Source organism: Chitiniphilus eburneus (assembly GCF_005048205.1).
GTDB classification, from domain to species: Bacteria; Pseudomonadota; Gammaproteobacteria; order Burkholderiales; family Chitinibacteraceae; genus Chitiniphilus; species Chitiniphilus eburneus.
In genome coordinates, this window is sequence record NZ_SUMF01000024.1 from 15,122 (window position 1) to 36,293 (window position 21,172).

General features: G+C 63.0%; 18 protein-coding genes and 1 pseudogene. 8 read left to right on the plus strand and 11 right to left on the minus strand.

What is annotated here, in order from left to right:
* Positions 1-143: 143 nt before the first annotated feature.
* Positions 144-3,002 carry an excinuclease ABC subunit UvrA gene (gene uvrA, locus FAZ21_RS15685; RefSeq protein WP_136774390.1) on the minus strand — a complete coding sequence of 953 codons (2,859 nt, stop codon included), beginning with the start codon at positions 3,000-3,002 and terminating at the stop codon, positions 144-146.
* 391 nt (positions 3,003-3,393) lie between these two features.
* Between uvrA and FAZ21_RS15690 the strand changes: the two genes are divergently transcribed.
* Positions 3,394-4,773 (plus strand): MFS transporter, encoded by a 1,380-nt coding sequence (locus FAZ21_RS15690; protein WP_211243488.1) that lies wholly within the window; start codon positions 3,394-3,396, stop codon positions 4,771-4,773.
* A gap of 2 nt (positions 4,774-4,775) precedes the next feature.
* On the plus strand, positions 4,776-5,297 hold the full coding sequence (gene ssb / locus FAZ21_RS15695) for a single-stranded DNA-binding protein (protein WP_136774391.1): 522 nt from the start codon (positions 4,776-4,778) through the stop codon (positions 5,295-5,297).
* 153 nt (positions 5,298-5,450) lie between these two features.
* Here ssb and arsB read toward each other — a convergent pair whose 3' ends face one another.
* The 8 genes from arsB to FAZ21_RS15735 all read right to left on the minus strand — a co-directional run bounded on the left by arsB (position 5,451) and on the right by FAZ21_RS15735 (position 10,551).
* The gene (gene arsB, locus FAZ21_RS15700) at positions 5,451-6,524 is read right to left on the minus strand and encodes an ACR3 family arsenite efflux transporter (RefSeq protein ID WP_211243489.1); all 1,074 of its coding nucleotides are present in this window, start codon (positions 6,522-6,524) and stop codon (positions 5,451-5,453) included.
* 11 nt (positions 6,525-6,535) lie between these two features.
* Entirely contained in the window at positions 6,536-6,949 is a 414-nt protein-coding gene (locus FAZ21_RS15705; RefSeq protein ID WP_136774392.1) for an arsenate reductase ArsC, read from the minus strand.
* A 132-nt stretch (positions 6,950-7,081) separates the two neighbouring features.
* The gene (locus FAZ21_RS15710; RefSeq protein ID WP_136774393.1) at positions 7,082-7,558 is read right to left on the minus strand and encodes an ArsI/CadI family heavy metal resistance metalloenzyme; all 477 of its coding nucleotides are present in this window, start codon (positions 7,556-7,558) and stop codon (positions 7,082-7,084) included.
* An 18-nt stretch (positions 7,559-7,576) separates the two neighbouring features.
* Positions 7,577-7,948: an ArsR/SmtB family transcription factor gene (locus FAZ21_RS15715; RefSeq protein ID WP_444542052.1), complete on the minus strand. Its 372-nt coding sequence runs from the start codon at positions 7,946-7,948 to the stop codon at positions 7,577-7,579.
* A gap of 632 nt (positions 7,949-8,580) precedes the next feature.
* Positions 8,581-9,360, minus strand: a complete 780-nt coding sequence (locus FAZ21_RS15720) for a hypothetical protein (protein ID WP_136774394.1) — start codon at positions 9,358-9,360, stop codon at positions 8,581-8,583.
* A gap of 99 nt (positions 9,361-9,459) precedes the next feature.
* Complete coding sequence (locus FAZ21_RS15725; RefSeq protein WP_136774395.1) at positions 9,460-9,879, minus strand: hypothetical protein; 420 nt, start codon at positions 9,877-9,879, stop codon at positions 9,460-9,462.
* Positions 9,880-9,951: 72 nt separating this feature from the next.
* Entirely contained in the window at positions 9,952-10,278 is a 327-nt protein-coding gene (locus FAZ21_RS15730) for a DUF6881 domain-containing protein (RefSeq protein WP_211243490.1), read from the minus strand.
* A 66-nt stretch (positions 10,279-10,344) separates the two neighbouring features.
* Complete coding sequence (locus FAZ21_RS15735) at positions 10,345-10,551, minus strand: YodC family protein (RefSeq protein WP_136774396.1); 207 nt, start codon at positions 10,549-10,551, stop codon at positions 10,345-10,347.
* A 240-nt stretch (positions 10,552-10,791) separates the two neighbouring features.
* Between FAZ21_RS15735 and FAZ21_RS15740 the strand changes: the two are divergent.
* Positions 10,792-10,950: pseudogene (locus tag FAZ21_RS15740) on the plus strand (site-specific integrase); the annotation flags it as partial.
* Between the two features lie 59 nt (positions 10,951-11,009).
* Here FAZ21_RS15740 and FAZ21_RS15745 read toward each other — a convergent pair.
* Positions 11,010-11,813, minus strand: a complete 804-nt coding sequence (locus FAZ21_RS15745; RefSeq protein WP_211243493.1) for an undecaprenyl-diphosphate phosphatase — start codon at positions 11,811-11,813, stop codon at positions 11,010-11,012.
* Entirely contained in the window at positions 11,813-13,396 is a 1,584-nt protein-coding gene (locus FAZ21_RS15750) for a TerC family protein (RefSeq protein WP_506256257.1), read from the minus strand. Before FAZ21_RS15750 ends, FAZ21_RS15745 begins: the two co-directional genes overlap by 1 nt.
* 846 nt (positions 13,397-14,242) lie before the next feature.
* Between FAZ21_RS15750 and FAZ21_RS15755 the strand changes: the two genes are divergently transcribed.
* The 5 genes from FAZ21_RS15755 (at position 14,243) to FAZ21_RS20615 (ending at position 21,158) form a co-directional block, all read left to right on the plus strand.
* Complete coding sequence (locus FAZ21_RS15755; RefSeq protein WP_136774399.1) at positions 14,243-16,495, plus strand: type VI secretion system Vgr family protein; 2,253 nt, start codon at positions 14,243-14,245, stop codon at positions 16,493-16,495.
* Positions 16,496-16,669: 174 nt separating this feature from the next.
* The gene (locus tag FAZ21_RS15760; protein ID WP_136774400.1) at positions 16,670-17,236 is read left to right on the plus strand and encodes a DUF6484 domain-containing protein; all 567 of its coding nucleotides are present in this window, start codon (positions 16,670-16,672) and stop codon (positions 17,234-17,236) included.
* A gap of 54 nt (positions 17,237-17,290) precedes the next feature.
* Positions 17,291-18,436 carry a DUF2169 family type VI secretion system accessory protein gene (locus tag FAZ21_RS15765; RefSeq protein ID WP_136774401.1) on the plus strand — a complete coding sequence of 382 codons (1,146 nt, stop codon included), beginning with the start codon at positions 17,291-17,293 and terminating at the stop codon, positions 18,434-18,436.
* Positions 18,433-19,536: a hypothetical protein gene (locus FAZ21_RS15770; protein WP_136774402.1), complete on the plus strand. Its 1,104-nt coding sequence runs from the start codon at positions 18,433-18,435 to the stop codon at positions 19,534-19,536. The genes FAZ21_RS15765 and FAZ21_RS15770 overlap by 4 nt, the downstream gene beginning before the upstream one ends.
* Positions 19,533-21,158 carry a PAAR-like domain-containing protein gene (locus FAZ21_RS20615; RefSeq protein ID WP_211243491.1) on the plus strand — a complete coding sequence of 542 codons (1,626 nt, stop codon included), beginning with the start codon at positions 19,533-19,535 and terminating at the stop codon, positions 21,156-21,158. The genes FAZ21_RS15770 and FAZ21_RS20615 overlap by 4 nt, the downstream gene beginning before the upstream one ends.
* The last annotated feature ends 14 nt before the right edge of the window (positions 21,159-21,172 follow it).

The following is a 21,172-nucleotide window of genomic DNA, read 5'->3' on the forward strand; positions in this document are numbered from 1 at the left end:
ACAGAGCGCGCAGCGTTACACGGAGAAAACCAAGGGCTGCCGGATCAAACCGATCCATGCCTGCCGTTGAATTTCTCTGTGAGCCTCTGCGCGCTCTGTGCCCTCTGTGGTGCGGGATTCAGGGTTTCTCCAACCCCGCCAATCTACTCCGCCCGCGTTACCCCCAGCATCCGCGCCAGGTAGTGGCCGGTGTGGCTGGCCAGGTTGGCCGCTACCTGTTCGGGGGTGCCGGTGGCGATGATCTGGCCGCCACCGGCGCCGCCTTCGGGGCCCAGGTCGACGATCCAGTCGGCGGTCTTGATCACGTCCAGGTTGTGCTCGATCACCACCACGGTGTTGCCGTGGTCGGACAGGCGCTTGAGCACGCTGAGCAGCAGGTCGATGTCATGGAAGTGCAGGCCAGTGGTCGGTTCATCCAGGATGTACAGCGTGCGGCCGGTGTCGCGCTTGGATAGCTCCAGCGCCAGCTTCACCCGCTGCGCTTCGCCGCCGGACAATGTGGTGGCGCTCTGGCCCAGGCGGATGTAGCCCAGGCCGACATCCATCAGCGTTTGCAGCTTGCGCGCCACGGTGGGCACGGCGCTGAAGAATTCCAGCGCGGTTTCCACCGTCATTTCCAGCACTTCGGTGATGTTCTTGCCTTTGTACTGCACTTCCAGCGTTTCGCGGTTGTAGCGCAGGCCATGGCACACGTCGCACGGCACGTAGACATCCGGCAGGAAGTGCATTTCCACCTTGATCACGCCATCGCCCTGGCAGGCTTCGCAGCGGCCGCCCTTGACGTTGAACGAGAAGCGGCCGGGGCCGTAGCCGCGTTCGCGCGCGGCGGGCACGCCGGCGAACAGTTCGCGGATCGGGGTGAACAGGCCGGTATAGGTGGCGGGATTGGAGCGCGGCGTGCGGCCGATGGGGCTCTGATCGACGTTGATCACTTTGTCGAAGTGATCGAGGCCGTGCATTTCGTGGTACGGCGCCGGTTCGCTGGAGGCACCGTTCAGGTCGCGCGCGGCGACGGCGTACAGGGTGTCGTTGATCAGCGTGGATTTGCCCGAGCCCGATACGCCGGTGACGCAGACGAACAGGCCGGCCGGCAGCGCCAGATCGACGAATTTCAGGTTGTTGCCGTGCGCGCCTTTCAGCGAGAACCACTTTTCCGGATCGGGGCGGCGGCGCTGGGCGGGGATTTCGATGCGGCGCGTGCCGGACATGAATTGGCCGGTGACCGAGCGCGGGTCGTTGAACACATCTTCCGGCAGGCCGCAGGCGATGATTTCGCCGCCGTGCTCGCCGGCGCCGGGGCCCATGTCCACCAGCCAGTCGGCGGCGCGGATGGCGTCTTCGTCGTGCTCGACCACGATCACGGTGTTGTCCAGATCGCGCAGGCGCATCAGCGTGCCGATCAGGCGATCGTTGTCGCGCTGGTGCAGGCCGATGCTGGGCTCATCCAGTACGTACATCACGCCGGTCAGGCCGGAGCCGATCTGGCTGGCCAGGCGGATGCGCTGCGCTTCGCCGCCGGACAGGGTGTCGGCGCTGCGTTCCAGGCTGAGGTAATCCAGCCCGACGTTGACCAGGAAGCCCAGCCGCTCGCGGATTTCCTTGACGATCTTTTCGGCGATCTGCGCGCGGTTGCCTTCCAGTTGCAGGGTGTCGAAGTACGTGGCGCTGTCGCGCAGCGCCATTTGGCTGATGTGGTGCAGCGATTGCGTGCCCACTTTCACGTGGCGCGCCTCGCGGCGCAGGCGCGAGCCTTCACAGGTGGGGCAGGCGCGGTTGTTCTGGTACTTGGCGAGCTCTTCGCGCACCGTGGCGGAATCGGTTTCGCGGTAGCGGCGCTCCAGGTTGGGGATGATGCCTTCGAAGGCATGCGAGCGCTCGAAGCGGGTACCGCGCTCGTTCATGTAGTTGAAGCGCACTTCCTCGCGGCCGGAGCCGTACAGCACCACTTTCTGCACCGCTTCGGGCAGGTCTTCCCACGCGGTGTTGACGTCGAAGTCGTAATGGTCGGCCAGGCTGACCAGCATCTGGAAGTAGAACTGGTTGCGCTTGTCCCAGCCCTTGATCGCGCCGGCGGCCAGGCTCAGTTCCGGGTGCGCAACCACGCGCTTGGGGTCGAAGAAGGTGATCTGGCCCAGCCCGTCGCAACTGGGGCAGGCGCCCATCGGGTTGTTGAACGAGAACAGGCGCGGTTCCAGCTCGGGCAGGCTGTAGCTGCACACCGGGCAGGCGAACTTGGCGGAGAACCAGTGTTCCTTGCCGCTATCCATTTCCACCGCGATGGCGCGGCCGTCGGCGTGGCGCAGCGCGGTCTCGAACGATTCGGCCAGCCGCTGCTTCAGGTCGGGCCGGGTCTTCAGGCGGTCGATCACCACTTCGATGGTGTGCTTCTTGTTCTTGTCGAGCTTGGGCAGGGCATCCATCTCGAACACATCGCCATCCACCCGTACCCGCACGAAACCCTGAGCGCGCAGTTCGTCGAACAGATCCAGGTTCTCGCCCTTCTTGCCGACGATGACCGGCGCCAGCACCATCAGCCGGGTTTCCTCGGGCAGCGCCAGTACGTGATCGACCATCTGGCTGACGGTCTGCGTTTCCAGCGGCAGGTTGTGGTCGGGGCAGTAGGGCTGGCCCACGCGGGCGAACAGCAGCCGCAGGTAGTCGTGAATCTCGGTGACGGTGCCCACGGTGGAGCGCGGGTTGTGGCTGGTGGCCTTCTGCTCGATGGAAATCGCCGGCGACAGGCCCTCGATCAGGTCTACGTCGGGCTTTTCCATCAGTTGCAGGAACTGCCGCGCGTAGGCGGACAGGCTTTCCACGTAGCGGCGCTGGCCCTCGGCGTACAGGGTATCGAAGGCGAGCGACGATTTGCCGGAGCCAGATAGCCCGGTGATCACCACCAGTTTGCCGCGCGGCAAGTCGAGGCTGACGTTCTTCAGGTTGTGGGTACGGGCGCCACGGATGCGGATCAGCGGCTGTTCGGGCGAAAGGGGGCGATAGCTCATGGCGGGCTAGATGGTGCCGATCCGGCTGAAGTAAACCCCTGAATATACCGTAGTTCGCTTGCCCGGCGCCCCGGTGGAGCCGGGCTCCTGACAGCCTGCGGGGTGAATCGGGGCGCCAGCCCTTGCGCGGCGCGGGCTGGCACTACTGACATCCCGCCCATCCGCGTGCCGCTGCGGCGGCCTGGCGCGCGGCCGGTCGCCGGCCAGTATCCACGCGGGCCGGGGAGGGCTGGCGCGGCGGGTGGCAAGCCGGTTTCGCCGGGGGCGGGCGGCACCGTGCCCAAGGCGCGGGGGCGTGCCGTGCATGGCGGTGCGGGGTTCATCCTTTGCTTCCGTTCGCGGGGCGATTCGCCCTAACATCTCGTCTTTCCCCCAAGCCTGCGTCCCTCAGATGTCCTCCACCATCCGCCTGAGCGCGGTCGAATTGCGCGCTTCGCTGAGCCTGGCGGGGCTGTACGCCCTGCGCATGCTGGGCATGTTCCTGATCCTGCCCGTATTTGCCGTGTATGCCGGCCGCCTGCCCGGCGGTGATAACCATGTGTTGGTCGGCCTGGCCTTCGGCGCCTACGGCCTGACCCAGGCGTTGCTGCAACTGCCGTTCGGCATGTGGAGCGACCGTGTCGGGCGCAAGCGGGTGATCTACATCGGCCTGGCGCTGTTCGCCGTCGGCAGCGTGATCTGCGCCATGGCCGACCATATCGCGTGGATGATCGTCGGCCGCGCGGTGCAGGGCGCCGGGGCGATCTCGGCGGCGGTGACCGCGCTGCTGGCCGATCTGACCCGCGAAGAACACCGCACCAAGGCGATGGCGATGATCGGCGCCAGTATCGCCAGTACCTTTGCCGTATCGCTGGTGGCGGCGCCCAAGCTGGCGGAGTGGGTGGGCCTGACCGGCATCTTTGTGCTGACCGCCGTGCTGGCGCTGGCGGCCATCGTCGGCGTGGCGCGGGTGATTCCGAACCCGGCGCTGTCGCGCCATCATTCCGATGCCGAGGCCGATACCAGCCGGCTGCCGCAGGTGCTGCGGCACGGGCAGTTGCTGCGGCTGAACTACGGCGTGTTCGCGCTGCACGCGGGCCAGATGGCCATGTTCACGGTGATGCCGCTGCTGCTGTCGCGCGTCGGCGGGCTGGACGTGGCGCACCACTGGTGGGTCTATCTACCGGTGGTGCTGGTGAGTTTCGTGCTGATGGTGCCGGCGGTGATCGTCGGCGAAAAGCGGCACAAGCTGAAGCAGGTGTTCCTGTTTGCCATCGCGCTGATGTTCGTCGCGCAACTGGGCATGGCGCTGTGGCTGCCCAGCCTGGGCGCCATCGTGCTGTGGCTGGGCGTGTATTTCGTGGCGTTCAACATCCTGGAGGCCACCCAGCCCAGCCTGATCTCCAAGGTGGCGCCGGTCGAGGCGCGCGGCACGGCGATGGGCGTGTACAACACCTGCCAGTCGGCCGCGATGTTCATTGGCTCCGCCATGGCGGGCTGGCTGTACCAGCATGCGGGCGCGGAGCCGGTGTTCCTGGCGGGCGCGGTGCTGATGGCAATCTGGCTGGTGGTGGCCGCCGGCATGCGCGCGCCGCTGCCGGTCAGCACCCGCATGTTTCACATTGGCGAGCACTGGGGGGGCGATGCGGTGGGCCTCTCTGATAAACTCGGGCGGATTGACGGCGTGAAAGAAGCCGTCGTACTGATGGATGAACGTGTGGCGCTGCTGAAAGTCCTGCAAACCGGCTGGGACGAGGCCGCCGCGCAACAACTGATCGCGGAGACGAAATAAAGATGGCATCGCTGAACAAGGTCCTACTCATCGGCAACCTGGGGCGCGACCCCGAGGTGCGCTACCTGCCCAGCGGCGGTGCGGTCTGCAATTTCAGCATCGCCACCACCGAGCGCTTCAAGGACAAGCAGGGCCAGCAGCAGGAAAAGACCGAGTGGCACAACATCGTCATGTATAACCGCCTGGCCGAAATTGCCGGCGAATACCTGAAGAAGGGCAGCTCGGTGTATATCGAAGGCCGTATCCAGACCCGCAAGTGGCAGGACAAGCAGACCGGCGCCGACCGCTATACCACCGAAATCGTTGCCGACCAGATGCAGATGCTGTCCGGCCGTGGCGGCGCGGGCGGTGGTGCGGGTGGCGGCTTCCAGCAAGGTGGCGACGACTTCAACCAGGAATACAGCCAGGCCCCGGCGCCGGCCGCCCGCCCGCAGCAGCAGGCCCGCCCGCAACAGGCCGCCCCGGCCCCGCGCCCGGCCGCGCCGAAGAACTTCGACGATTTCGAGGACGATATCCCGTTCTGAACCAGACCTGATGCAGAGTTGTAACTAATTGGAGGGAGGCCATTGATTTGGCTTCCCTTTTTCTTTTGGGGGTTTGTTTCGACGGGGCTGCATCAACAAGGATCATTCAGATGCGCCTACGCAGCATGGCAATCACCCGTGCCGGGTTCGCCCTCATGCAGTGCGCTCGTACCAGCCCTTGCTTGCATTCACCACTTTCACCACCAGCAGCATGACCGGCACTTCGATCAGCACGCCCACAACGGTTGCCAGTGCCGCGCCCGACTCGAAGCCGAACAGGCTGATGGCCGCAGCCACGGCCAGTTCAAAGAAGTTCGAAGCGCCGATGAGCGCCGACGGGCAGGCGATGTTGTGTTTCTCGCCAACTACTTTGTTCAGCCAGTAGGCCAGCGCCGAATTGAAGAAGACCTGGATGAGGATGGGTACCGCCAGCAAGGCGATGATCAGCGGCTGCTTGAGGATGGCTTCACCCTGGAAGGCGAACAGCAGCACCAGGGTTGCCAACAGTGCCGAGATGGACCAGGGACCGATCCGGGCCATCGTGGCATCGAAGGCGGCTTGCCCTTTGGCCAGCAACGCCCGGCGCCAGAGCTGGGCCAGGATGACCGGAATCACGATGTAGAGGACAACCGAGGTCAGCAGCGTATCCCACGGCACCGTGATGGACGAGATGCCCAGCAGGAAGGCCACGATCGGCGCAAAGGCAAACACCATGATGCTGTCGTTCATGGCGACCTGGGAAAGCGTGAACAACGGGTCGCCAGTCGACAGCCGGCTCCAGACGAAGACCATGGCAGTGCAGGGCGCCGCAGCCAGGAGGATGAGCCCGGCGATATAGCTGTCCAATTGCTCGGCGGGTAGAAACGGTGCAAACAGGTTGCGCACGAAGAGCCAGCCCAGAAAGGCCATGGAGAACGGCTTGACCAGCCAGTTCACGAACAGCGTGACGCCAATGCCCCGGGCATGCTGTTTGACTTCATGAAGGGCACCGAAATCGACCTTGATCAGCATCGGGATGATCATCACCCAGATGAGCAGACCCACCGGCAGATTGACCTGGGCAACCTCCATGCGGCCGATGGCCTGGAATACGCCAGGTACGATCTGACCCACCACGATGCCAGCGACGATGCACAGAAACACCCACACCGTGAGGTAGCGTTCAAAGACACTCATCGGCACGCTGGCGGCGCGCTTGGCGGTTGCCTCGCATTGAGTAACGGACATGATGGCTCCTTTTACAGCCCCAGCGCTTCGCGGACGGCCGGCACCAGGCGGGCACGGATGTCGTCGCGCACCGCCAGGAAGCGCTCCAGCGGCTCGCCATGGGGGTCGTGGAAGCCAACATGGATACGCTTGGTCGGCCGCGGGAAGATGGGGCAGGTTTCCTTGGCGTTGTCGCAGACGCTGACGACCAGGTCGATGTGCTGATCCATGACCGCTTCGACCGTCTTGGGATGCAGCCCTTCGGTCGGCAGGCCGGCAAGCTTCAATGCCTCGATTGCACCATCCGCAACCTTGGGCTGCGGGCTGGTGCCGGCGGAGATGCCGCGTACGAGCCCCGCGAGGTCGTGGTTGAGAATGGCTTCGCCCATCTGGGAACGGCAGGAGTTGCCGGTGCAAAGGACAAGAACGGTTTGGGGGTGGCTCATCGTCGGTTCTACTGAGATTTGGTTGGAGGAAAAGAGGCCGTGGTTCAGCCCTGCGCGCAGCCGAGCCCTGCGGGTTGGGGGGCTCGCTGCGGCACGCGGGGTGGGGGGCGATACGTAAAGCGTCTCCGGGTACTAGCAGCAGCCGCTGCCTAGTGCGCAGCAGTTGGTTGCGTCCGTGGGAAGGGTTTGCAACTTCGGCGAGGGCGGAGCGCAGCAGGTGGCTTGGGCACCAGCCCGGTTATAGGTAGGCGCCGACCCCAAGGTCCGATAGCTCTCCCAGGCGATGCCGCTGGGATCGGTGGTCCAGTGTTTGTCCGATTCGGCATAGCAACAGGTGGTCTGGGGCTCGCTCACCACACTGAGATTGGCTGCTTCGAGCTGGGCCTGGAGCGCGGCGAGTTCGTTGTCGCTGTCCACTTGAATGCCCAGGTGATTGACGCCGGCGGAGGCGCCACGCTGAGAGATCGCAAAGTTGATGCGCGGGTCTTCCAGCATCCACTTGGCGTAGTCCGGTTTCTGGACGGTGGGCGCCGTATTGAACATGGCCGAGTAGAACCGGATGCTGTCTTCGATATCTTCAACGGAGACATGGACGTGGAAACGCTTCATGACAGACTCCTCACAAGGTCAATTGCACTGGCCATCGCAGTTGGTGAGTGCGGTGTCGACGCCGCAGGGCATGCCGCTACAGCAGTTTTCGGTCAGAAAACCCAACAGCTCATTCATCGCGGCATAGTTGGCCGAATAGAAAACGAAGCGGCTTTCCTGCCGGGCCGTGATGAGCTGGGCATGGGCCAGCTCCTTCAGGTGAAAGGAGAGCGTGGCCGGCGGAACCCCGAGGGCGTCACCGATCCGTCCCACCGCCATGCCTTCCGGGCCTGCGGTGACCAGCAGGCGGAAGATGGCGAGACGAGTGTCTTGGGCAAGCGCGGCGAGGCGCGTCACGGCGGCTTTGTTTTCCATAATTCCATTTTCATGGAAATATAGAATAAAGGTCAAGCGCGATACCGATGGCTGTTCGCTCGCCGTCGTGCCAACCCTCGTGCAGACATGAGTACTGATGTGAGCCTGCCGCAAGCGATGGTCAGATCAAAGCGGCTCTTGGTCGGGGGCTGGCATGGCGCAGACTGGCGGCTTGTATGTGTGGTTGTTGACCCAGAGCCTGGCGCATTGTCGATGGTGGCCAATTGTTTACGCCATGGATGGAAGTTGAGGGGGGGCAATTCAAAGTGGTGCACATTGTCTACATATTGTTTGGTATGCAGAACCATTCTGAACCAGACCTGATGCAGCGTTGTAACTAATTGGAGGGAGGCCATTGATTTGGCTTCCCTTTTTCTTTTGGGGGTTGATTCCGAGGCTGCATTGGCGACGACGGGTTTGGTTCGCGACGCCAAACATCGATCCGGGTCATCCATGCCTGCCCGGGGTGGCCTCAATCCACCCAAGTTAAGCGCGGAGTATGGTTGTTCTTGCCCCCCATTCTGGTGCTCGTGACCACTTCGCTGATTGAATGTGATTATCGCCATGCTTTCAAAGACAGCTCCTCGGCCAAAGCAGAAGTTCATATTCATTTGATTAATGTCGACTTATCGTTGCAATGCGGACTCCAACGTTGGAGTTAGAAGGCTTCACGAAAGGCAAAACCACTCTCGATTCAAACCATCTGCCAGAAGTGATTTGTCATCAATGATGGGCTTAAAAGGCAAGACTCCCTGCTTCGACAATAGCCCATACAGTTCGGACGCATAGCGATGCGCGTAGTCTTCCTTCACGGGCTTCGTCTTGGCATCCCATTCCTCGCTAGAGGACTGGCTATAGTCAATGTGGTGGCCAATCTCATGGAGAAAAGTTCGGTACAGAACCGTATTGCGCAACGAATTTGGAGTCGTATGAATTTGAATACCGCGTCGGACGTTGCGAATTTCATGCCCATCCTTACGCAAGCGTTCAAGCTCTCGGGTATACTCGGGAGTTATCGACTTATCCCAATCAATTGGCGCAAGGTCTTGCGCTTCTATGACAATCGCAGCGCCCCTATGCTTATCAATATCGAATGAAAATATGGCCCGTCCCCAGACCGGACACAAAATACGTTGTTTTCTCGTTGGCTGACGCATAACAACAAAGTCGAACGAGTTAAGAACATTGACGCTGCAATGAGAGAGGACAGCACAAATGTCGTCTACCGTACACGGATAAAACCAGTCTGATCGCGTTGGCTCAACGAAGAACTTGAGTTCACGTTCGCCAATCGATTTTGTGACGACAACGTAAGAGCTCAGCTTTTCGAAATAGCACTTAAGCTCATGCCACGACTCAGGGATGGTTAGCCTGTTGTTGGCGCCATGGCCATGGGCCTTGGTGCCAACATGCCTGTTTCGACGAGCGGGGTTCCAGCCGGGGCGCATATAGCCTTCTAACGTTTGACGTGAGGGGCCGCCGCAGCGGCGAAGCCGTGAAGGGAACCCACAGGCGTAGCTTGTGAGCGGTCCCTCTCGACGGAATTGTTAGCGAGAGGCGCGTGCAGCAATATCTTGGACATAAACAAAGTACTTCTCGTGCGACGTAGGAACATTGAGCCAGTTGTAGCGCGAGATGGTTAGCTCTGAACTGCCGCCATCAGAATGGATCAAGTAGCTTTCTTGCTCTTTGAACTCGTTCGGACAAATTGCATGCGCTTCTTCGTTTGGCCGATATCGAAGGGAAACTATACTCCCAACAGGTAATTGGCCGCCGAAAGATTGCTTGATTTCACTTTCGTACCCACTGGGTAGCTTTTTCAAAATACGGACCACGTAATACTTCGGAAGATCAGTCGATGAAATTTCAAGGTGATCAGGATATTTTACGAGTATCTTGCACGCTATTGCTTGAGTCGTCCCCAGAAGCATTGCCGAAACCGAAAGTATCTTAACAATGGCGCGCATATTCGATCTCGCTAACGTTTGACATGAGAGGCGCTGACCGGCTCGCCGGGCAGCGTTCTCTCGATGGAAAGGTTAGGCGTCTGGGCGTACATGCTGCTGCCAGAGTGCCTGAAAAGCTTCAGCTGTGATCGAGCAACCTTTGAACTGAGGATCTTCATTGATCTCTTCGAGCGTAGGTATTGGCTCGATGCTGAGACCAATATCCCCGCTTGATTGGTGCTCCGAAGCGTACAGCGCCTTTCCGTCGCGGAATATCTCTAGTTTGCGCAGCTCATTCCGTGCTTCGTTAAGCTCAGACACTAGGCGCACTGGTTCCTGCGGCTCGTTGTGCAGCCACGCCACATCGATGTATTGCCTCTGGGGACATGATTGCACTTCTGTGGCCTGAATGATTTGCACTGTGGACTTGAGACGCCTAACGTTGGAAATCAGCCGCCCCGGTACGGGGTCGGCTGCATTGACTTGTTAGAGGCGCAGAGGGCCAATGGCAGCAACACCCTGCTTATATGGCTCGAGAGTAGATGCTAAGTAGACCTCTCGATATGGCTTTTTCCCCTCATGCCATACGCAAGTTACGTATTGCCTGTCTTCTTCGTTAATGCTTTCGACTGTCATAGATGAGCCGCCAGATTTAAGTTTAACAACGTCACCAGATTTAAATTGATGTTCCATCAGCTATCTCCTTGCCTCTAACAGTTAATAGACTGACCGCTCTATCAGTACATTAATAATCATACGGACGCCAAAACTCCCGTCCAAGCAACTGATCTTCAAGACTTTTCTCCCTGCGCCGTCCGTATATGCACATCAATCATACGGACATGACGCACCTTACGCAGCATGTGCACACTGTCCGCTTTTTCATGTTGCTAAGGACTAACGTTATGGGGAGCACTTCCCGCCAAGCCACGCCTGCTTGATCAGGTCTCCACTGTGTGCCGGCGCAGGCATTTCAGTCCCAAAACTGAGCAGGCCTATCGGTACTGGATTCGGCAGTTCATCTTCTTCCATGGCAAGCAGCACCCCGCCACGCTCGGCACCAGCGAAGTCGAAGCGTTCTTGAACCACTTGGCGGTGACTCGGCCGGCCCCGCGCCCGGCCGCGCCGCGGTGCGCGCGGCCCATGCCCGATCACGCGCCGATGCCCAGTGCGATCAGCGAGCCCAGCGCAATGCGATACCAGGCGAACACGCGTAGCGAATGCCGGGCCACGAAGCGGACCATGGCGTTGACGACGAACAGCGCCGCGATGAACGCCGCGACAAAACCTGCGGCGATGGCGCCGAGGTCGTCCAGGTCGAGCAGGTGGTAATGGCGGGAGGCGTCGTAGACGGCCGCGCCCAGCATGGTCGGGATGGCCAGGAAGAAGGAAAACTCCGTGGCCGCCTGCCGGGAGACGCCGGAAAGCATGCCGCCGACGATGGTGGCCCCCGAGCGGGAGGTGCCGGGAATCATTGCCACGCACTGCGCCAGCCCGATGCCGGCGGCTTGTTTCCAGCCGATGTGCTCGCTGGCGTGTATCCGGGGAACGGTGTCGCGCCTCTCTACCCACAGGATGATGAGGCCGCCGACGATCAAGGCGGTGGCGACGACTGCCGGATTGAAGAACAGGTGCTTGATGGGGCCGATGAACAGCGCCCCGATCATTGCGGCCGGCAGGAAAGCCAGCAGGATCACGGCGGCAAAGCGCCGTGCGGCGGGGTCCCCGCGTAATGCCCCCTGGCCCAGACGCGCGATCTTGGGCCGGAAGAGCCAGCAGACGGCCAGAATGGCGCCCAACTGGATCACCACCTCGAACACGCGGGCCTGGTGGGAGGCGAAGCTGATCCAGTCGCCCACCAGAATCAGGTGGCCGGTGCTCGATACGGGCAGAAACTCTGTCAGGCCTTCGATGATGCCCAGGAAAAAGGCTTTGGCGAGGTGCATCCAGTCGATCATGCGGGGGGCTCGACGGCGGTGGAGGAAGGGGGCGCGATCGTGACTCTGGCAAGCTCCACACGTTGCCTGTCGAGCTTCACCACGGTGAAGGTGCAATCGCCCACCTGAATGGCTTCGCCGACCACGGGCAGGTGGCCCAGCTTTTCCATGAACAGCCCGCCGACGCTGACGAAATCCACCGCTTCAGGGGTGATCGACAGCCCTTCGATGGCTTGCTCCAGTTGATACAGATCGGTGGTTCCCTTCACCAGCCAGCCTTCCGCATCCTTGAGGATGTCCGGGGTTTCATCGGCATCGGGAAAGTCGCCTGCAATGGCTTCCAGCAGGTCATGCGGGGTGACCAGCCCCTGCACCGATCCGTATTCGTCGATCAGCAGGATCAGGCTGCCTTTCGCCTCGCGCAGCCGTGGCAGCAACTGCATGTTGTCGATCTGGTCGGGGACCAGCAGCGGCGGGTGCCGGCGCGCGAACGCTTCGACATCCGCGCCCTGGTCGATCACCACCAGCAGCTCTTTCGCTCGTACCACGCCGATCACCATGTCCAGCGAGCCATGGCAGAGGGGAAACAGGCTGTGGGGTGTTGCCAGCAGTTGTTTCTTGAGCATGGCGGAATCGGTCGTGCTGTCCAGCCACGAGATATCGCTGCGGGGCGTCATGATGCGCCGGACGGAGCGTTCCGCCAGCGTCAGCACCCCCGTGATCATCTGTCGCTCATCCCTGGCGAAAACATCGCGGGGCTCGGTGGCCGATACCGCTCCGTGGGCATTGTCCGCGTCGCTTTCTTCCGCTCTGCGCGCGCTGCCCATCAAGCGCAGGATGGCTTCGGCTGTCCGCTCTCTCAAGGGTTGCCGGGCTTCGTTCAGCCGCAGGTTCCGCTGCGAGACCTGGTTGAATGCTTCGATGAGGACGGAGAAGCCGATCGCCGCGTAGAGATATCCCTTGGGGATGTGGAAGCCAAAGCCGTCCGCGATCAGGCTGAAGCCGATCATGAGCAGGAAGCTCAGGCACAGGATGACCACCGTCGGGTGGGCGTTCACGAACAGGGTCAACGGCCTGGACGATACCATCATCACGATCATGGCGATGACCACCGCCGCCACCATCACCCCCAGGTAGTCGGCCATGCCTACGGCCGTGATCACCGAATCGATCGAGAACACGGCATCGAGCACCACGATCTGCGCGATGACGAGCCAGAAGTTCGCCTGGGCCTTGCCACCGGTGCCGGTGTGGACCGTGCCCTCGAGCCTTTCGTGCAGTTCGATCGTGGCCTTGAACGTGAGGAAGAGCCCCCCGGCAAGCAGCAGCAGATCCTTGCCGGAAAACTCGGCCGTTCCAATCGCAAAAAGCGGCCTGGTCAGTGTGATGAGCCACGACATGGTGCCGAGCATGGCTATCCGCATCAGCAGGGCCAGGGACAGGCCGATATAGCGTGCTTTGTCCCGCTGATGGTTGGGCAGCCGGTCCGCCAGGATGGCAATGAAGACCAGGTTGTCGATGCCGAGGACGATCTCCAGCAGCACCAGCGTCACCAGCGATATCCAGATGCCTGGATCGGACAGGATTTCCATGAGGGGCATCTTCAGGCACCACGGCCGCTAGCGGGTAGCGGCCTCCGGGTGGGTGAAAACGGGCAATGTCGACAATGAGGGCTGTCCATAATGCGCCGGGCGCAACCCGGCCGTTCCTTGCGTTACGGGGTCAGATGGCGGCCGGTGCGCGCCCGGTCCACCTGCATGGGCGACCCGGGGTGAATGCGTGTTTTGAAAAGCCTGCATCGGCCTTGGGGCGTGCCATCAAATGTATCGCGACAGCGTTCGGCGCAGTTCGGGATGCGGCGCAAGGCGCTGGACGCGTCGCGGTATGAATACCGCAAGCGGCCGGCGACACCGGGCCGCGCCCGAAATGCGCCGAACCCGTAGGACTGGGCCGAAAAAACACCCTCCACTGCGTTGCGCTCCTTGCCAATAACCGGTTATTGGCTGCGTCGCGCGCCTGATGGCTGGTGCTTTTTCGACCCAGCGCTGCCGCGATACATTTGATGACACGCCCCAGGCGGGGCAGTTTCGGCGAGAATCCGGCGCGGCGGTTTGAGCAAGCTCAGGTCGATCGGGCTTTGCACCGGGGGCGCCGCCCCCGGGCCGGCTGTCGCGACCCGGCCGTGTTGGCGGTTGCGCGGATGGGCGATTGCAGGGGCTCGATGCCCGGCACACCGGGCGATATGCGCCGCCATGCGCCGCATTGCGCGAGGTCGTTCCACTGGTCGGCTAAAACCTCCCGAACATGCCGTCAGTCTCATTACCGATGTGCTAGCAGTGCATGTTGCTGTTAGCATGCGTTCCGCTGACTATTCGTGTCATTTGCGCGCGTCTGCCCGCTTGTCTCCATGACCGCCGTTTTCCCATCGCCCACTTGCAGGTCGCCTCATGTTCGACGCCCTCAATGCCTCGCAACTGCTGCAAGGGCTGCTTGAAGCCCAGCACAATCGTCTGCTTGCGCTCAATTTCCCCAAGGATGACGGGCCGGCCGCCACGCTGATTCCCAACCGCCTCGACGCTTACGAAGGGCTCTCCCGCGATTTCCGCTATACGGTGGAAGTGCTGTCGGACGATCCCGGCATTCCGCTCAAGGACGTGATGGGCAAGATGGTCACGCTGGAGCTGGTGCGCGAAAACGGCTCCACGCGCTATTTCAACGGCTACGTGTTCGAATTCCGCTATGTGCGTAACGAAGGCGGCTATGCCTGTTACGACATGGTGCTGCTGCCGTGGCTGGCCTTCCTGCGGCTGCGTCACGACAACTACCTGTTCCACGGCAAGACGCTGCGCGAGCAGGCGGAGCAGATCTTCGGCGATTATCCGGCCCACGCGGATTGGGAAAGCCGGGTCAACGGCCCCGACGTGGCAATGACCGATGCCTACCAGTTCGACGAATCCGACTACAACTACCTGCACCGGCGCTGGGAAGTGCAGGGCTGGCATTACTGGTATGAGCACGCGGCGGACGGCCACCGGCTGATCCTGGCCGATGATTCCACGCTGGCGCCGCCCGTGGAGGGCGGCGACGGCATCCTGCGCTGGAGCGACGAGGCCCACGGGCTGGATCGCGACGGGATCGACCAGTTGGCGCAGGTGCGCCAGATCGTTTCCGGCAAGGTCGCCACCGTCAGCTTCGATTTCAAGAACCCCAAGCCGCAGCAGGCGCTCGACACCACGCTCAATCGCCAGGGCGAGGTGCCGGAGATCGAAGTCTACGAATATGCCGGCGGCTACGGCTTCAAGGACCCCGGCGATGGCGAGACGCTGGCGCGCCGCCGCATGGAAGAGATCGAATCCACCGGCAAGCATTTCGAAGGCGGCGGCAACCATCGCGACGTGACGGTGGCGCGCACCTTCCTGCTGGGCGGCAGCTACGATCCGACAGTGCTCGGCGGCGACCAGCAGGATCGCGAGTTCCTGGTCACCGAACTGCGCCATACCGTCGAAAACAACTACCTCATGGCCGGGGAGCACCCCGCGCTCTACCGCAACCGCTTTTCCTGCCAGCGCAAGGTGGTGCCGTGGCTGCCGGGGCGCGGTTTCAACAGCACCACGCCGCGCATCTACGGCTTGCAGACCGCCATCGTGGTCGGCCCGCCCGGCGAGGAAATCCATTGCGACGAATATGGCCGGGTGCGCGTGCAGTTCCACTGGGACCGCGAAGGCGCCTACGACGAAAAGTCGTCCGCCTGGGTGCGCGTGGCCACCAGTTGGAGCGGCCCCAACTTCGGCAGCGTGTCGGTGCCGCGCATCGGCAGCGAAGTGATCGTGCAGTTCCTGGATGGCAACCCGGATCGGCCGCTGATCACTGGCATGGTGCCCAATGCGGCGACCATGCCGCCGTGGGATCTGCCGGCCAACAAGACACAGAGCGGGCTGCTCAGCCGTTCCAGCCCCGGGGGCGCGTACGAGAACGCCAACGCCATCCGCTTCGAGGACAAAAAGGGCCAGGAAGAGGTCTGGCTGCATGCCGAGAAAGACCAGCGCATCGAAGTGGAGAACGACGAAAGCCACTGGGTCGGCCATAACCGCAGCAAGACGGTGGATAACGACGAAACGGTGCAGGTGAAGCACGACCGTACCGAAACGGTGGACAACAACGAAACCATCACCGTGCACAACTGCCGCAGCGAGCGGGTGGATGTGAACGAAACCATCAGCGTCGGCCAGAACCGCACCGAGGACGTCGGGCAGAACGAAACCATCACCATCGGGGTGAACCGCACCGAAACGGTGGGCGCCAATGAAACCGTCCAGATCGGCAGCAACCGTTCGGTGACCGTCGGCGGCAACAAGGTGGAGACGGTGGCCATGGCCAAGGCCGAGACCATCGGTCTCGCCAAGGCACTGACCATCGGCGGCGCCTACCAGACCTCGGTGGGCGCGGCGATGAACACCACCGTGGCGCTGGTCCAGGCGGAGGAAGTCGGGCTGAGCAAACACGTGGTGGTCGGCAAGAGCTTCACCATCAACGCCGGCGACGAATTCACCGTGAAGGTGGGCAAGTCGAGCTTCACCATGAAATCCGACGGCACCATCATCCTCAACGGTCATACCTTCACCCTGGGCACCAGCGACGATCAGATCCTGAAGGCAGACGGCAACATCACCCTCAAGGCCAAGAAGATCCTGGAGAACTGAGCACGGCTGACACTTTTGAGCTTGTTCAACGCCTTTTCGTGGCTGCGCCACAAAAAGGCCCGGCACAAGAGATGCGACGCCGGCAATGACCGGTTGTTTCCAAGGAGTACCACGCAATGAATGACCTTTTTGCGGCCCGGCGCTGCCATGAAAAGACGCTGAACAGGCTCTGAAATGAACGCGCCCTCCAGGATTTCCGTCGCGACTCAGCCGGACACGAACGCGGCGACGGACGCCGCGTCCGCCGACCTGCTCGACGCCGTGCTCGAACAGACCGCCACGTTGCCGGCCACGGCCGCCGGCATCGCGGTCGGCCAGTTGGCCGGCTTCGATGGCGGCGGGCTGCCGCTGGTCCACGTGCCCGCCCTGCGTCTGTCGGCAGTCGCCGCGCGCAGCATGGTTGCCCTCACGGGGGAACAGCTCGGTTGCGAACTGGCGCTGGGTTTCGAAGGCAACGATCCGCGCCGCCCCATCGTGCTGGGCCTGATGCTGGGGGCGCAGCCGGTGCCTGTCGCGGCGCCGGTGGCCCCGGCGGCGAACCCCGCAGCGGCGGATCGGCTCGATCTGTGGGTGGACGGCGAGCGTGTTGCGCTGCATGCCGCCCACGAAATCGAACTGCGCTGCGGCGATGCCGCCATCGTGATGACCGCCGATGGGCGGATCACCCTGCGCGGCACCTATATCACCAGCCACGCCAGCGCCACGCAGCGCATCCTGGGCGGCTCGGTCAACCTCAACTGAGCCAGTGCTGGCCGTGCGTTTTCCTATCGCCCACTTTCCCGCCGGATCGCCGCCATGGAATTGATCGTCGGTGCCCGGCATCTGCTGGCCAGTACCTTCACCGCGCTCGACGTCCAGGGGCGCGAGCATCTGGTGATCGTGGCCAAGGCCACCTGGCGTGTGCCGCTGCCCGGGCAGCGCCCGCAGCCGGTGGCGCCGTCGCTGCTGGTGCCGGCGGACCTGCATGTCGGCGAACCCGGCGTCAGCGCCATGCTGTACGGCAGCGATTTCGTCCGTCACAAGCCGCGCTGCGACGTGCTGTTCAACGCCAGCGCCCATAGCCCCGGCGGCGAGCCGGTGCGCGAGCTGCCGGTGGTGTGGCAGGTGGGGGCGGTGAAGAAGGGCCTGCGCGTGCTGGGCCCGCGCATCTGGCGCAAATGGCTGGGGCGGCTGGGCCTGAGCCGGCCCGAGCCGTTTACCCGTCAGCCGCTGCACTACGGCCTTGCCTACGGCGGGGCGCGCGAATACGAAACCGGCAAGGGCGATAAAAAGCAGGTGCTGACCGAGGCGCTGCTGACCAATCCGGTGGGGCTGGGCTGGGCCGGCAAGCACACACTGAAGCAACTGGACGGCGCCCCCGCACCCAGCCTGGAGTCGCTGGAACAGCCGATCCGCAAGCCGGGCGGTCCCTACGAGCCGGTCGCCTGCTCGGCCGTTGGCCGCCACTGGCTGCCGCGCCGGGATTACGCCGGCACCTACGACGCGCAGTGGCAGGAGGAAGTGTTCCCGCTGCTGCCGGCCGATTTCGACGAGCGTTTCAACCAGTGCGCGCCGCTCGACCAGCAGATGGATTACCCGTGCGGCGGCGAGCAGGTGGTGCTGCGCAATATGCTGCCCGATCGCGACGACGTGCGTTTCGCGCTGCCCCGGCTGGATGGCCTGAAGCTGCGCGTGCTGCGCACCGACTACAGCGTCGAAACGCCGTCGCCCGTGGTCGATACGCTGTACTTCGAACTGGACGACCCGGATGGGCCGCGCTTCAGCGCCATCTGGCGCGCCAGCGTGCCGATCCGCCGCCGCATCCAGGAATTCGACACTGTGGCCCTGGGGCCGGTGAACAGCCAATGGTGGCGCGACAAGGTGCTGGGCCTGGGTAGCGGCGGTTGCGCCGGATGCGGCCCCAGCCCCGCGCCGACCGAGCAGGAAGCATTGCCGACATGAACGGTTTCTGGAAGACCCTGACCCAGATGCGGCAGCCCGAGACCACGCCGGAGGCATCGGTCGCGTTCAAGCCGCTGCGCATCGTCGGGCGCGGCATCTGCTGCGCGGTGGGGCATACCGCGCCGGCGGCGACGGCGGCGATCAACGCCCGGATGAATCACTTCCGCGAAACGGATTTTCTGGCCGAGGGCCAGGAGCCCATCGTCGGCGCCGCGCTGCACGAGGTGGACATCTGGGGCGCGGCGCGCTGGCGCGACATGCTGCAACGGGTGCTGGGCGAATGCCTGGCGCCCCGGCAACCGCTGCCGCCCGAAGCGGCGCCGTTGATCGTGGTGCTGGCGCCCGAGGCCGGGCGGCCCGGCGCCGGCGCGCACTGGCTGCCAGAGGCGCTGGACGACGCACAGGTGGCGCTGGGCTTGCGCTGCCATGCCGATTCCACGGTGCTGCCGCTGGGCAAGGCGGGCCTGGCCGCCGCGCTGCGCCGGGTCAGCCAGCATCTGCAACAGGCGCGTTCCGACAGCGCCTTCGGCATCGTGGTCGCCGTGGACAGCTTTTTGTCCGCGCCAGTGATCAACCACTACCTTGCGGCGGAACGGATCAAGACCGCCGACAACAGCGACGGCTTCATCCCCGGCGAGGGCGCGGCCGCCATCGTGCTGACCCGCCATACCGACCCGCACGCTCGCGGCGTATGGATCGAGGGCGTGGGCGAGGCGGTCGAGCAGGCCCACTGGGGCAGTGATCGGCCCAACCGCGCGCAGGCGCTGGTGCAGGCGATGCGCCAGGCGGCGGCCCAGGCTGGCTGCAAGGTGGCGGACCAGGCGTTCCAGATCAGCGGCATGACCGGCGAGAGCGCCTATTTCAAGGAAGCCACGCTGGCGATCGGGCGTGCGCTGGAACACCGCGTGGAACAGTTTCCGCACGAACTGCTGGCGCGTAGCGTCGGCGAGATCGGCGCGGCCAACGGCGTGCTGACGCTGGCATGGCTGGCCGACGCCATGACCCGGCGCGCCGGGCCGGGCGAACGGGGCCTGCTGCATCTGGCCAACGACGACGGACTGCGCAGCGCACTGATCGTCCGCTACCGGGAAGCCTCATGAAGACCAACGTCTACGCCAACGATCTGGAGATCGCCTGCAAGGCGGCCAAGACCGACGGCAAATCGATCGCCGCCTTTCCCGATCCATGCTGGAGCCCACCCGCGCCCAGCGCCGGCCCCATCGTGATTCCCTATCCCAATACGGCCTACGCCAAGGACATCACCAAGGGCACCACCAGCGTGCTGATCGCGAAGAAGGAGGTGGCGGTCGAGGACCGCTCGTACTTTGCCACCAGTACCGGCAACGAGGCGGCCACCCAGGCTTTCCAGAAAGGGGCCAAGACCCGGGTGATCAAGGGCAAGGCGTATTTCACCAAATGGTCGCTGGACGTGATCTTCGAAGGGCTGGGCGTGGCGCGCCACACCGACATGACGTCCCACAACCACGGCTCGCAGCCCAGCAACACGCCGCCCACCTATTACATGGACGACGCGTCCACCAAGAAGGCCTGCAAGGAAGACAAGGAAAAGCTGGAGAAAAAATGCGCTGACGATGAGGAAAAGCGCAAGAAACGCAAGAAGAGCAAGACCTTGCCGTCCACCAAATCCGACAAGAATTCGGGCTCCTGGGTGTTGAACCACTGCGACGGGCTGTTCATCAAGCCTTCCAGCGTCAAGGAATTCCAGGATTGGGTCGATGACGTCGATGATTTCCCGGCCAAGGCCTGGGGTCAGATCGAGGACATCGCCAAGCAAAAGGTGGTCGAGAAGCTGGAAAAGGAAGCCGCCGAGTTCGCCGCCAAGAAAGCGGCCGCCTTCGCGGCGCGGCGCGGGCTGACTGGCTGGATTCCCATCATCGGCCAGGTGATCGCCGTGGCCGATGCGGTGTATACCGGCGTCCAGGCCTACCAGATGTACGACGAATTCAAGACCCAGGTCGCCGAGATCAAGGATACGGTGCAGCGGCTGAAGGATGCCGCGAGCAAGGTGCAGGACACCTTCAAGAAGTACGACATCAAGAAGCTCACCGACATCAACAGCGACCAGGCCCAGGCGCTGATGAGCGATGTGCAGACCGCGCTGGCCGCGGCCGACGCCTGCCTGCGCGCGCGCAAGTGCACGCTGGTGCCCTACAGCAAGTCGGGCACCAACATCGCCAACTGGGCGGGGCAGGGCTGCTGCCCGGGGCAGACCGGGCACCACCTGTTGCCCGATTCGATGTTCCGCGATCCCAGCCCGGCGGTGAAACAGAAGGCGTTCGATAGCTGGAAGAGCAGCTACACCGGCAAAAAGGACAAATCGCTGCTCAAGCTCAGCGATATGCCGCGCGACAAGCTACCCAAGGACAAATGCTGGGAGGGGTACTCCGAAGCCGGCGCGCCCACCATCTGCCTCGAGGGAACGACCAACAGCCACGGCTCGCACGGGGCGGCGCATGCCGCGACCAAGAAGGTGATGGAACTGCATCGGGCCAAGCCGACCATGGATTACGAAACGGCGCGCGACGAAATGGCCAATATGGTGAGCGTGGCCTTTGGCTGCGACAAAAAATGCATCAAGGCGCAACTGGACGAGTACTACAAGGATGCGCACAAGTGCGGCGGGCTGGACAAAGCCAAGGTGCGTCCGCATTCGGGGATGGCGGGCGGTGGCAGTGTATTGCCGAGTGGCGGGGACGCCTAAAAGCTGGTTCAAGG